The organism is Thalassospira sp. SN3W, from assembly GCF_038070535.1.
Lineage (GTDB): Bacteria > Pseudomonadota > Alphaproteobacteria > Rhodospirillales > Thalassospiraceae > Thalassospira > Thalassospira xiamenensis.
In genome coordinates, this window is the sequence record NZ_CP121124.1 from 3,964,919 (window position 1) to 3,977,499 (window position 12,581).

Consider the following 12,581-nt stretch of genomic DNA (forward strand, 5'->3'; position numbering starts at 1 on the left):
AACGTGCAGATCGCCTTTTATGCACCGTTAAAGCCGATTGATCATCCGACACCATCTGGTGATCGCCTGATGGCGCGCCTTCTGTGTGACGCGCTTTCGCAAGCCGGACATAAAGTTGATATAGCATCTCGTCTGCGCAGCAGGGTTGGCGATGGCAATATCCTGCGTCAGGCGCAAATTGCCGAACTGGCGTCAAAGCTGACCGCGCGGCTGTTGCGGCAGTATCAGAATGGCAAACGCAAACGCCCAGATATCTGGTTTACCTATCATCTCTATTACAAGGCCCCGGACTGGATTGGCCCGGTGATCGCGAATGTTCTTGGCATTCCCTATGTCGTGGCCGAGGCATCCTTTGCCCCCAAACGCGCAACCGATGCCTGGGCGCAAAGCCACACAGCCGTTGAACATGCCTTGCGATGTGCCAGTGCGGTGTTTTCACTTAATCATGCGGATATGGAATGTCTTGCGCCAATATGCGGTCAGGATCGGCTGCATTATCTGCCACCCTTTACCCATACCGAAAACTGGCATGCTGCTGATCGTGGCCAAATTGATCTGGATAAATCGGTTCAGTTGGTAACAACCGCCATGATGCGACCGGGCGACAAGCTGAAATCTTACGAATTGCTGGCAAACGCACTTGGCTGGCTCAATGCGCGGAATGTGACGAACTGGCATCTGACGGTGATCGGCGATGGTCCCGCACGCGCGGATGTCGAGGCAGCCTTTGAACGCCACGCAATCAAATACGATCAACTTGATTTCGCCGGTCTTTGCGATGCCGATCATACGCGCATTCTTTTGGCGCGGTCTGACATGTTTGTATGGCCGGCGATCAACGAGGCCTATGGTATGGCAATACTTGAAGCACAGGCGGCAGCATTACCTGTTCTGGCAGGCGACTGTGGCGGTGTTTCGGGCATTGTAGCGGATGGCAAAACCGGATGGCTGGTGCCGGTTGGGGATGTTGATGCCTTTGCCGACAAACTTGCCGAATGCTTGGCGTCGGATCGGTACAGCATATTGCGCGATATCGGGCAGTCGGCCACGCGAAAAGCTGAACAGATGCACACCGTCACCGCCGCCGCCCAAAAGCTTGATACTGTCCTGGGTGGCGTGATGGAAAGTCACATGAAACGGAAACAGGGATGAGAAACTTTCATTTTGCCCTGTTGCGACACGGGATTACCGCGTGGAACACGGAAAAACGTATCCAGGGCCAAAGCGATATATCGTTGCTTCCCGAAACCATTGATGAGTATGGCCGCCTGCAATTACCGGAAAAATGGCGCAAAGTTCCTTGGCGTGTCAGTCCGCTGATCCGGACCATTCAAACAGCCGATAGCCTTTCGATTGAGGGTATTTCACCTGACGAACATTGGATTGAAATGAACTGGGGGGATTGGGAAGGTAAAAAACTTTCCGACTTGCGCCGCCAACTCGGCCCTCGAATGCAGGAAAATGAAGACCGTGGTTGGGATTTCCGCCCGGAAGGCGGCGAAAGCCCGCGTGAAGTTCTTTCCCGGGTCGAAGCCGCCTTGGCCGGGCATCGTGACGGTGATTTTGGCGTCGTAACCCACAAGGGTGTTATTCGTGCGGTCTATGCCGCGGCAAGTGGCTGGGACATGATGGGAAAAATCCCTGACAGGCTTGATCGGAAAAGCATTCATGTCTTTTCATGGTCTTCGGATGACGGGCTTGGCGTCGTTGATCTTAATTGCCGTCTGCTTGAACGGGGCGGAACAACCTCATGACTGACATCCTGATATATGTTCAGCATTTGCTTGGTATCGGTCATGTGCGCCGCATCGCCCTGATCAATGCGGAACTTAAAAAGCTCGGCATCAAGACAACCGTTGTCACCGGTGGCATTCCCGATGCCGCACTGGATTTCGGAAGCGATAATGTGATCCAGCTGCCGCCTTGCCGAACCGCAGATAGCGGTTTTTCCGGATTGGTCGACGCGGCGGGAAATCCGGTCAATGAGGCATGGAAGCAGGCGCGAAAAAAGGCATTACTTGATGCGTTCAAATCCGTGGCACCCAAGCTTTTGATGATCGAAATGTTCCCGTTTGGCCGCCGGGCCTTCCGGTTCGAATTACTGCCGCTGCTGGAACGGGCTGGGCAGGCGGGGATTCCCCGTATCTGTTCCGTTCGTGACCTTCTGGTTCGCAAAGCAGACCCGTCAAAAGAAGTCTGGATGCGCGATATTGCGCGTAGTCATTTTGACCACGTGCTGGTTCACGGTGATCCGATGCTTTTTGGTTTCGGGCGTAGCTTCCCGTTTGCCAGCGATATTGCTGATATGATCGAATATACTGGTTATGTTGCGCCCAAAGCTGAGTTCGTCGGCGGCGAACGACAAGGTGTTCTTGTTTCTGCTGGCGGTGGTGCGGTCGGGGCTGCGCTGATTGAAGCTGCAATTACTGCGCGTCCGCTTTCAAGTCGGTTTGCCGATCAGCAATGGGATATTGTCACAGGGCCGCATTTCCCAACCAACACATTCCATCGCCTTGCGCAAAACCTGCCGACCGGGGTCACGTTGCATCGCTTTTTGCCTGATTTCCGCGAACGGATGGCACATGCCTGTGTTTCCGTTTCGCAGGCAGGCTATAATACCTTGATGGATGTTCTGGCGACGGGGACCGCGTCGGTAATGGTTCCATTCGCCGATGGCGGTGAAAGCGAACAAAGTGAGCGCGCTGCTATTTTAGCGGGAAAGAAAGTGCTGTCGTTGCTTGATCCCGATGATTTAAGTCCACAATCCTTGGCAAATCAAATAGATCGGGCGAAAAATCCTGTTAAATTAGATATATCTCTGGACGGGGCAGGGATAACTGCGGCTAAACTCGCAGAAAGAATAAGAGGGAAGGCATGAGTAGCTGGGATCAACTTCGCGCAGAGCTGGATCTGTGGCAGTCCGAAGAACGGATTGCTACGATGTGGTGGCGCGACGATGACGCAGTTGCCGTTACATCGGCACTTGAAACAATGCTTGCCTTCGAACAGGATTATCGCGTTCCCTTGGCCCTTGCGGTGATTCCGGCTGATCTTGAACATGATCTGGTGCTGCGTCTGGCAGAAACACTTGATACCCGTGTTTTCCAGCATGGCTGGTCCCATACCAATCATATGCCTGCTGGCCGAAAAAAGCAGGAACTTGACGATGTTCGCGATATTGGTGCGGTCGTTGCCGATATCCGCCGCGGCTTTGATATCCTGTCATCCCAGTTTGGCAATCGTTTCCTGCCGGTGATGGTGCCACCATGGAACCGCATTGCCGATGACGTCATGCGGGCTTTGCCATCGCTTGGCCTGCGCGGCATCAGCACGTTTAATGCGAGACCGGATGCATATCCCGTTTCCGGCCTTCTGATGGTCAATACCCATGTTGATGTTATTGACTGGCGCGGTACCCGTGGCTTTGCGGGCGAAGACCAATGCATTACGGCGATGATTTCGCATTTGTCGGCCCGCCGAACCGGGCTGGTTGACGCCGCCGAGCCCACAGGGCTTCTGACGCATCATCTGGTTCATGACGACGCCACAACACGATTTCTTGAAAACCTGTTTTCGTTTGAGCACGCAGCGCTCAAATGGTTGCGAATTCCCGGAGTTTTCCCATGGCAATAAGCCCTATCGAAGAAACCGGCGGTATCGAAACAGTCGATCCGGTCAAGCCTGCCGGTGTGCGTGATCGTGATGTTCAGATCATGGGATATCCGCCGCGGCTTATGGCACCTGATATGGCGAAATCGGTTGCCGGATTGCTGATTTGCGGTGTCATTGCCCTGATTCCCGAAATGCTGCCGATTATTCAGTGGACGGCAGCCGGGCTGGCGCTTTTGTTCATTCTTTATTTTGCCCGCACATTAATGCGGTTTCAGTCAAAGATTTATGTTTCGGAATATGGTATCCGGATCAGCAACTTGCGCGGCGGGACGGCATTTGCGTGGTCGGAACTTTCCAAATTCCGTTTGCGTTATTTCTCTACCCGTCGCGATGGCAGGAAGGGCTGGTTTGAACTGACCCTCCAGGCCGGGGATGCGAAAATCGTCACAGAATCAACGTTGGACGGTTTTGATGATCTGCTTGAAATTGCGCGGGATTGGGCCAAAGATAACCAGTTACTGGTCGACGATATAACAAGAACCAATCTGATGCGTATGGACGAGGCCGAAACAATGGTCCAGGCAGCCGCATCAAGTCGGGCAGGCGGCTTTGGCGAGGGAAGATGACCGATATTCTGCGTATCCGCGATTTGAAAGTCGAATTCGTTTTGCCGCATATGCGGGTCAAGGCGGTCGAAAATGTCAGTTTTCGCATTGGTGCGCAGGAAACCGTCGCCCTTGTCGGAGAATCCGGTTCTGGCAAAACCACCATTTCACAGGCGATCATGGGGTTGTTGCCCAAATCGGCACAGATCACCAACGGATCAATTGTTTTTGCCGATCCGAAAAAGCCGGGAACCCGTGTTGATATTGCGATGCTGGATCGCTCGGGTGCTGAAATGCGGTCCATTCGCGGTGGCCGTATTTCCATGATTTTTCAGGAGCCGATGAGCTCCCTGTCACCTCTTCATACCATCGGTGATCAGATTTGCGAGGCAGTGCGCCTCCATCGCAAGGTCGGCTCCAGCGAGGCCAAAGAGCTTGCCAGTGACATGCTGGGACTTGTCGGTTTTCCCAATCCAAAAAGATCCTTGAAGACATATCCGTTCGAGCTTTCCGGTGGTTTGCGCCAACGTGCGATGATTGCCATGGCAATGGTTTGCCGGCCGGCACTGCTGGTTGCGGACGAACCGACAACGGCACTTGATGTGACGATACAGGCCCAGACACTTCGTCTGATCAAGGATATGCAGGCCGAATTGCAAATGTCCGTACTGCTGATCACCCATGATCTTGGGGTGGTGGCCAACATGGCGGACCGCATGGTCGTGGTTTATGATGGCCGTGTTGTCGAAAGCGGTCTGACCCATGATGTGTTCGTCAATCCCGGTCACCTCTATACACAGTCGTTGCTGGCTGCGGTTCCGCATTTCGATATGGGACCTGACGAACGTTTGCGTCCCCTGCGTGAAATCAAGCCGAAGGTCGATAGTCTACTGACTTTCTGCGGCGACAAAGACACATCTGAGCAAGGCGGGGATGTTCCACCGTCGCTGGCATTGCATCCGGCAATGGCAAGCGAGCCGGTTCTGGCTGTGCGCCACCTTTACAAAAGTTTTGCGGTGCGCAAAGGCAACTGGCTAAAGACCGAGGAACAAGAAATTGCCGCTGTAGCGGATGTGTCTCTGACGGTTAATCGCGGAGAATGTGTCGGTCTGGTCGGCGAAAGTGGATGTGGCAAAACCACGCTTTCCAAACTGATCATGCGGGCGATGGCACCCGATAGCGGGTCGATCCTGTTCCGGGGGGAAAGCGGTCAGATGACCGAATTGACCGGCCTGAACGAAGATCAGCTCAACCCGTATCGGAAACGTATCCAGTTCGTTTTCCAGGACCCGTTCGGGTCCCTTAATCCACGGATGACCGTGCAGGACATTATTACCGAACCGTTGATTATTCATGGTATCGGTGATGCATCCTACCGTAAGAAAATGGTGCTGGAACTGATGGAACTGGTAGGGCTTGATCCCCGGTTCCTGAACCGGTATCCGCACAGCTTTTCGGGCGGCCAGCGCCAGCGTATCGGCATTGCACGCGCGCTGACGCTTAAACCCGACCTTCTGATTTTTGATGAACCGACATCGGCACTTGATGTATCGGTTCAGGCGCAAATTTTAAACCTTCTCAAAGATTTGCAGCGTGAACTTAAACTGACATACCTGTTTATTTCGCACAATCTGGCGGTGGTTGACTATATTGCGGACCGGATTGCTGTGATGTGTGCGGGGCGTATTGTTGAATCCGCACCACGCGAACAATTGTTCAGAAATCCGGTCCATCCCTATACTCAGGCATTGCTTAACGCCGTACCCTTTGCCGATCTGGATCATCTTCTGGATTTCACCAAGATTGTCGACGGCAAGGCTTCCGATCCGCGCCGCTGGCCTGCACCCTTTACCATTGATGCCCAATCTGATCCGCGCATGGTGCAGTTTGCCGAGGATCACTTTGTTCGTGCCGCACGTGCCGATTATCAGGAGATGGCCATATGAAGCCGACTATCGTTCCTGCGTTTTCTGCGGGTTGGTTTAACAAATCGCGCATGGCGTTCGTATGTGTGGGGTTCTCGGCGGCGATGTTTGCGGGGATGATATCGGCGGTCGACCCGGCAAAGGCTGAAATCCCGTATTTCGAGGATGCCGTATCAAAGGGGGAACTTCCCCCGATGGCGGCACGTCTGCCTGAACATCCCAAAGTCATCGACTTCACTGCCGAGAATAAGGAAATCGGCAAATATGGCGGTGATCTGGTGACCATCATGGGCCGTTCGCGCGATATTCGCATGGCGGTGGTTTATGGCTATGCCCGACTGATCGGATATGACGAAAACCTGAACCTGCAACCCGATATTCTCGAAAGCCTTGATGTCAACGATACAGGTAATGTATTCACCTTGCATCTTCGCAAAGGCCATAAATGGTCAGATGGTGAACCCTTTACCGCCGAGGATTTCCGCTATTTCTGGGAAGACATCGTCAATAACGATGAACTCTTTCCGGTCGGTCCGCCGCGTTTCCTGTTTGTTGGCGATGAACCGGCAACATTCGAGATTCTCGACGAATATACCGTTCGTTACAGTTGGTCCAAACCCAACCCGTTTTTCGTAACGGAACTGGCTGCAACCCGGCCGCCCTTCATTTATCGGCCTGCACATTATCTGAAACAGTTTCACGCGAAATATCGCGATGCGGCCGAGCTGGATGCGATTGTCAAAGAACGGGGCTTACGCAGCTGGGCGGTGCTTCATACAGATAAGGACCGTCCTTACCGGCTTGAAAATGTCGAACGTCCATCGCTGGAACCATGGCTGATCCGAACCGAAGAACCGTCTGATCGCTTCATCTTTGAACGTAACCCGTACTATCATCGCGTTGATCCGGATGGCAATCAGCTGCCTTATATTGATCGGATGATCTTCAATATTTCGAATGCCAAACTGGTTCCGGCCAAGGTCGGCGCGGGCGAGGTTGATCTGCAAAGCCGTATTCTGTCCTTGCAGGATTACACCTTCCTTAAACAGTCCGAGCCGCAGCAAAACTTCAAGGTAAACCTTTGGGATGTCGGTTACGGTGCCTATGCGGCACTTTATCCGAACCTGACCTGTTCTGATCCGGTCTGGCGGAAATTATTGCGCGATGTGAAATTCCGCCGGGCATTGTCGCTTGCCATCAACCGAACAGAGATCAACCGGGTGATGTTCTTTGGTCTGGCGGCACCAACCAACAATACGGTCCTGCCCAAAAGCCCGCTTTTCAAACAGGAATACCGCGACAGCTATATTGAGTTCGATGTCAAGAAGGCCAATGCGCTGCTTGATGAAATGGGCCTGACCAAGCGCAATGGCGATGGTATTCGTTTGATGCCCGATGGTCGACCGCTTGAAATCATTGTCGAAACCATGGGCGAAAACCCCGAACATGACGACATGCTTGAACTGATCGGGGATAGCTGGAAACAGATTGGTGTAAAGCTGTTCGTCAAGGGATTGCAGCGCGAAGTTCTGCGCAATCGGGCCTATAGCGGCGAAACCATAATGTCGATCTTTAATGGTGTCGATAGCGGCCTTGCAACGCCGGGTACAGTTCCGGCGGAATTCGTTCCGATCCAGCAGGACAGCCTGCAATGGCCGAAATGGGGACAGTATTTCCAGACCAATGGCGAGGCGGGCGAAGCACCGGATATGCCCGCCGCCAAGGAACTCATGGACCTTTATGGTAAATGGGCCAATGGCAATGACGCGGCCCGAAAGGACGCATGGCAGCGTATTCTCGATATCAACGCGGAAAACATGTTCTCTATCGGTCTGATCGGTAATGTGCCGCAGCCGGTCGTGGTTCGCAACGATCTGCGCAACGTGCCGGAAAAGGGCATACATAGCTGGGAACCAGGTGCATTCTTTGGCATTTATCGTCCCGATACATTCTGGTGGGACCGTTGATCGCAATGATCTGAAAACGAACGCATCATTCCGGACAGGGAAATCGGAGCCGATGCGACAGGGGGAGCTTAACCGCCGATGCTGACTTTCTTGGCAAGACGGCTTTTTGTCATGATACCCACGCTGTTTTTCATCAGCGTGCTGGTGTTTATTATCATTCAATTGCCGCCGGGCGACTTCCTGTCCACCTATCTGAATGAATTGCAGGCGCAGGGCGAGGCGGTCGATCCTGCCAAAATTGCTTTCCTCAAACAGCAATACGGTCTTGATCAACCGCTCTGGCAGCAATATTTCGATTGGGCGTGGGGGCTGTTGCACGGCGATCTTGGTTTCTCGTTTGAATATAACCTGCCGGTTACCGAGGTGGTTGGGGATCGTCTGTGGTTATCGGTCGTTCTGAATTTCAGCACGGTTCTGTTCATCTATGTCGTCAGCTTCCCAATCGGGATTTATTCTGCAACCCGCCAATATAGCTGGGGCGACTACGGCTTTACCTTGCTCGGTTTCCTCGGCCTTGCCATGCCGAACTTCCTGTTTGCGCTGATCCTGCTTTATTACGCCAATGTTGTGTTTGGGACTTCCATCGGTGGTCTGATGGACCCGGAATTCATCAATCAGGGTTGGTCTTTTGCCAAGATCATGTCGGTTGCCGAACATCTTTGGGCACCGGTGCTGGTGATCGGGACATCCGGGACCGCGTCGATGATCCGGCGCCTGCGTGCTAATCTTCTTGATGAACTTGGCAAGCAATATGTCGTTACCGCCCACGCCAAAGGCCTGTCGCCAACGCGCGTTTTGTTCAAATACCCGCTGCGCATGGCATTGAATCCGTTTATCGCCGATATTGGCAATATCCTGCCTCAGGTCGTTTCGGGTTCTGTTCTGGTATCTGTTGTGATGTCGCTGCCAACAACCGGGCCGATGTTGCTTGCCGCCCTGCAAAGTCAGGACATGTATCTGGCCGGGTCGTTCCTGATGTTTCTGGCATTGCTGACGGTGATCGGCATGTTTGTGTCCGATCTGCTTCTTGCATGGCTTGATCCCCGAATTCGTCTGCAAGGAGGGGTATCGCAATGAGCCGCAGCGACGACAAACGTAACGAGCATTTCGTTGATACCGCGCCCTTCGATCCCTGGGATCGTGAGGAACTGACACCCGCGCAGGAAAAATACTATCTCGCATCGCAGTGGAAGCTGATCTGGTGGCGGCTTAAACGCCATCGGCTGGCGTATGTTTCGCTGATCATTCTGGCGATCATGTATGCATCCGTTTTCATTGTCGAAATCCTGGCACCCTATGCACAGGAAACCCGGAATTCCGAATACATCCATCATCAACCGCAAGCGATCCACCTGTTTCACGACGGGAAATTTGTCGGGCCGTTTACCTATGGCACCGATTTCTCGATTGACATGGAAACGCTGAAGCCGATCTATACGCCAAGCGACAGCCGTGTTGAAAAAATCCGCTTCTTCTGTTCCGGCGATCCCTATGAATTCTGGGGCCTGTTCGAGGCCGATTTTCATGTCATGTGCCCGGCCGAGGACGGAACCCTGTTCTTGTTGGGTACGGATCGTCTGGGCCGCGATATGTTGTCGCGCATGATTTACGGCGCACGTGTGTCTCTGACCATCGGTTTGGTCGGTATCGCCGTAAGCTTCATTCTGGGCATCCTGATCGGCGGGGCGGCGGGATATTACGGCGGCTGGGTCGATGCAAGCGCGCAGCGCCTGATCGAAGTCATCCGCTCGATGCCGGAAATTCCGTTATGGATGGCACTTTCAGCAGCATTGCCGGTGACCTGGAGCCCGGTTTTGATCTATTTCGGGATCACGATTATTCTGGGCCTGATCGACTGGACGGGGCTTGCCCGCGCGGTACGTTCGAAACTTCTGGCACTGCGGGAAGAAGACTATGCCCTTGCCGCCCGTCTGATGGGGGCCAAGCCAAAACGCATCATTGCCCGTCATCTGCTGCCAAACTTTGCCAGTCACCTGATCGCGTCGGTAACCCTCTCGATCCCGAACATGATCCTTGGCGAAACCGCACTCAGTTTCCTTGGTCTTGGCCTCAGGGCACCTGTCACCAGTTGGGGCGTGCTGTTAAACGAGGCCCAGAACATCAACGCCGTTGCTGTCTATCCATGGCTGATGTTGCCGGTGGTGCCGGTGGTGATCGTTGTTCTGGCGTTCAACTTCCTTGGCGATGGCCTGCGCGATGCGGCCGATCCCTATAAGAATTAACTGTCCTGCCAAATCAAGCAGCCCGCCATCTACTGGCGGGCTGCTTCTGTTTTAATGCACAATCGGTTTTGATCGCAGTTGCACCATCGAGGGCATCATCGCAATCAACGAAAGTGCGAGCCCGAAACCGCAAACCGCAGGCCAACCGCCCAGTCCCCATGCATAGGTCGCCCCGGCCGAGCCGAATGAACCGCCAAGGAACATACCGGTCATATAAACGGTGTTGATCCGGCCGCGGGCCTCTGGCAGCAGGCCGAAGATCACATGTTGGTTGGAAATCATCGCACTTTGCACGCCGAAATCCAGAATGATCACCCCGACGATCAACCCTGCAAGAGCTGTCCAAAGCCCGAATGCCAGCCATGAAATCACGCAAATGATGACACCAGCGGCAATGACGCGCGCAGGACCATATCGGTCTGCCAACCGGCCCGAAAGGGGGGCTGCCAGAACGCCAATCGCGCCCAAAACCCCGAATAGCCCGGCGATGTCGGCACCCAGCTGATAATCGGGTTCCTGAAGATGCAGGGCCAATATGGTCCAGAAGGCCGAAAATGATCCGAACAGGGCGGCTTGCGTCAATGTCGCCCGGCGAAGGGCAGGCAGCTGTTTACACAGGAACAGCACGGATAAAAGCGCCTCGCCATAGCCGATGGAGGTCCGCGCCTTGTCCTTTGGCAACATCATGGCCATCACGATGGCGGCAAGAACGGCCACCGGGGCGGCAAGCCAGAACATCTCGCGCCAGCCAAGATGGGTCGACACAAACCCCGCCAGTGTCCGGCTCAGAAGAATACCGCACAGCAAACCCGCCATGACCGTGCCAATGGTTTTTCCGCGGTTTTCGGGAGGGGTCAGTGCTGTTGCATAGGGAATGATTTGCTGGGCCACCGTCGAACAGGCACCAAGCAATATTGAAGAAATAAACAGAATATAATCCGTTGGTGCCGATCCTTCGATTACAAGAACCAGTGCCAGCAACAGGAACAGGATAACAATCAGTTTGCGTCGGTCAAACAGATCGCCAAGCGGGACGAGTAAAAACAGACCAACTGCATATCCCAACTGCGTTGCGGTCGGGATCAGGGCCGCAGTGCCGCTTTGATTGAACTCGGCCATGATGATGCCAAGCATCGGTTGATTATAATAAATATTGGCAACTGCAAGACCGGCAGCAACCGCCATGACAAAGGCCAGTCCTCGGCCAAGACCCGGAGCATCTGTTCGCGACATCGATTTAATCCTGATTAACCGTGGTTCGGATGGAAAGACGTTTTCCCGGCAGGCTTGCGGGGCTTTTGCCCCGTCATTTCCGTCAATACGGTTTGAATGGATCCTGATCCTGTTTGAACTACTTTTTACGCAACCACAAGCTGGTTTCATGTGCCCCATCAGGCAGATGAATGCCATTGGCGATGGAGTTTGCAATAATGTTATTCAGGCGTGTACTGGCATAGGCACTCGACCACAGGATTTCAAACCCGTTACCTGCCAGCAACGCTGCAACACCCTGCTGTTCATTGTATCCGCGCCATTGCCAGATTTCCGGATAATCATCGGGCAGGGTGATGTCATGGATATGAATGATCGCCCCACTGGGCAATGCCGGTATGACCGTTGAAAACAGCAGATCAACATCCGTGCCGGGCATCAGGATATGGCTTGAATCTATCGAAAGAATATCCGCACCCGACAATGTCTTGAACACAGCCGGATCGGCCTTTTGCACGATGGTTCGTTCAACCGTAATCGGCAAGGCGGCAATATCGGCGCGTGGTACCGGATCAATTGCGTGAAAGATGGTGTCGAGTTCACCATCAAGAATGGCGCGATAGTAAAACCGTGTTGAATGGCCCGATCCAATTTCAATAATCCGTTCCGGGCGAAATTCACGCGTCAGGACATAGGCCATCATCCCGTCTAGTCGCGGGAACCAGCTTTGTTGCCAACGTGGATCGGGTGGGGTGGCATTGCCGAAACTGGCAAATGCGTTCTGATATTTGTTGGCCTTGGTCAGCCACGCCTTCATGGTCGGTGCCGCGTGATCCATCATGGCCTCGATTGCCGGATAATGCGGTCGGCCAACGGTACTGGCCGTTTCGGCGGCATAGCGATACGGAATGAAATAACCGGCTGGCGACGCCGTCAAAAGCGTCCTAAGCCCCAGTTTCAAACGGCGCCATTTCCGTGAAAGCGGAAGATTGCTCATCAGATTTCCCCCAGGCATGT

General features: G+C 53.7%; 11 protein-coding genes. 9 read left to right on the plus strand and 2 right to left on the minus strand.

What is annotated here, in order from left to right; translation table 11 throughout:
- Positions 1–3 precede the first annotated feature (3 nt).
- From P8T57_RS18215 to P8T57_RS18255, 9 genes are all read left to right on the plus strand, one after another.
- The gene (locus P8T57_RS18215; RefSeq protein WP_341363935.1) at positions 4–1,152 is read left to right on the plus strand and encodes a glycosyltransferase family 4 protein; all 1,149 of its coding nucleotides are present in this window, start codon (positions 4–6) and stop codon (positions 1,150–1,152) included.
- Entirely contained in the window at positions 1,149–1,754 is a 606-nt protein-coding gene (locus P8T57_RS18220; RefSeq protein WP_071240195.1) for a histidine phosphatase family protein, read from the plus strand. Before P8T57_RS18215 ends, P8T57_RS18220 begins: the two co-directional genes overlap by 4 nt.
- Positions 1,751–2,878: a glycosyltransferase gene (locus P8T57_RS18225; protein ID WP_341363936.1), complete on the plus strand. Its 1,128-nt coding sequence runs from the start codon at positions 1,751–1,753 to the stop codon at positions 2,876–2,878. Before P8T57_RS18220 ends, P8T57_RS18225 begins: the two co-directional genes overlap by 4 nt.
- A complete protein-coding gene (locus P8T57_RS18230; RefSeq protein ID WP_071240193.1) occupies positions 2,875–3,633 on the plus strand; it encodes a polysaccharide deacetylase family protein in 759 nt (252 codons plus the stop codon). The genes P8T57_RS18225 and P8T57_RS18230 overlap by 4 nt, the downstream gene beginning before the upstream one ends.
- A complete protein-coding gene (locus P8T57_RS18235; protein ID WP_071240192.1) occupies positions 3,624–4,238 on the plus strand; it encodes a hypothetical protein in 615 nt (204 codons plus the stop codon). The genes P8T57_RS18230 and P8T57_RS18235 overlap by 10 nt, the downstream gene beginning before the upstream one ends.
- On the plus strand, positions 4,235–6,163 hold the full coding sequence (locus tag P8T57_RS18240; RefSeq protein WP_071240191.1) for an ABC transporter ATP-binding protein: 1,929 nt from the start codon (positions 4,235–4,237) through the stop codon (positions 6,161–6,163). The genes P8T57_RS18235 and P8T57_RS18240 overlap by 4 nt, the downstream gene beginning before the upstream one ends.
- Positions 6,160–8,109, plus strand: coding sequence for an ABC transporter substrate-binding protein (locus P8T57_RS18245; protein ID WP_083379351.1), 1,950 nt, complete (start codon positions 6,160–6,162; stop codon positions 8,107–8,109). The genes P8T57_RS18240 and P8T57_RS18245 overlap by 4 nt, the downstream gene beginning before the upstream one ends.
- Positions 8,110–8,187: 78 nt before the next feature.
- Entirely contained in the window at positions 8,188–9,186 is a 999-nt protein-coding gene (locus P8T57_RS18250) for an ABC transporter permease (protein WP_341363937.1), read from the plus strand.
- The gene (locus P8T57_RS18255; RefSeq protein WP_007089930.1) at positions 9,183–10,352 is read left to right on the plus strand and encodes an ABC transporter permease; all 1,170 of its coding nucleotides are present in this window, start codon (positions 9,183–9,185) and stop codon (positions 10,350–10,352) included. Before P8T57_RS18250 ends, P8T57_RS18255 begins: the two co-directional genes overlap by 4 nt.
- Positions 10,353–10,403: 51 nt before the next feature.
- Here the strand turns inward: P8T57_RS18255 and P8T57_RS18260 are convergent, their stop codons facing one another.
- Positions 10,404–11,585, minus strand: a complete 1,182-nt coding sequence (locus tag P8T57_RS18260) for an MFS transporter (protein WP_341363938.1) — start codon at positions 11,583–11,585, stop codon at positions 10,404–10,406.
- 118 nt (positions 11,586–11,703) lie between these two features.
- On the minus strand, positions 11,704–12,561 hold the full coding sequence (locus P8T57_RS18265; protein WP_341363939.1) for a class I SAM-dependent methyltransferase: 858 nt from the start codon (positions 12,559–12,561) through the stop codon (positions 11,704–11,706).
- Positions 12,562–12,581: the final 20 nt, after the last annotated feature.

Bases quoted from the DNA above. Each gene is read 5' to 3' on its own strand.
- P8T57_RS18220 (WP_071240195.1), top strand. From the start codon at position 1,149: ATGAGAAACTTTCATTTTGCCCTGTTGCGACACGGGATTACCGCGTGG.
- P8T57_RS18225 (WP_341363936.1), top strand. From the start codon at position 1,751: ATGACTGACATCCTGATATATGTTCAGCATTTGCTTGGTATCGGTCAT.
- P8T57_RS18230 (WP_071240193.1), top strand. From the start codon at position 2,875: ATGAGTAGCTGGGATCAACTTCGCGCAGAGCTGGATCTGTGGCAGTCC.
- P8T57_RS18235 (WP_071240192.1), top strand. From the start codon at position 3,624: ATGGCAATAAGCCCTATCGAAGAAACCGGCGGTATCGAAACAGTCGAT.
- P8T57_RS18240 (WP_071240191.1), top strand. From the start codon at position 4,235: ATGACCGATATTCTGCGTATCCGCGATTTGAAAGTCGAATTCGTTTTG.
- P8T57_RS18245 (WP_083379351.1), top strand. From the start codon at position 6,160: ATGAAGCCGACTATCGTTCCTGCGTTTTCTGCGGGTTGGTTTAACAAA.
- P8T57_RS18250 (WP_341363937.1), top strand. From the start codon at position 8,188: ATGCTGACTTTCTTGGCAAGACGGCTTTTTGTCATGATACCCACGCTG.
- P8T57_RS18255 (WP_007089930.1), top strand. From the start codon at position 9,183: ATGAGCCGCAGCGACGACAAACGTAACGAGCATTTCGTTGATACCGCG.
- P8T57_RS18260 (WP_341363938.1), bottom strand. From the start codon at position 11,585: ATGTCGCGAACAGATGCTCCGGGTCTTGGCCGAGGACTGGCCTTTGTC.
- P8T57_RS18265 (WP_341363939.1), bottom strand. From the start codon at position 12,561: ATGAGCAATCTTCCGCTTTCACGGAAATGGCGCCGTTTGAAACTGGGG.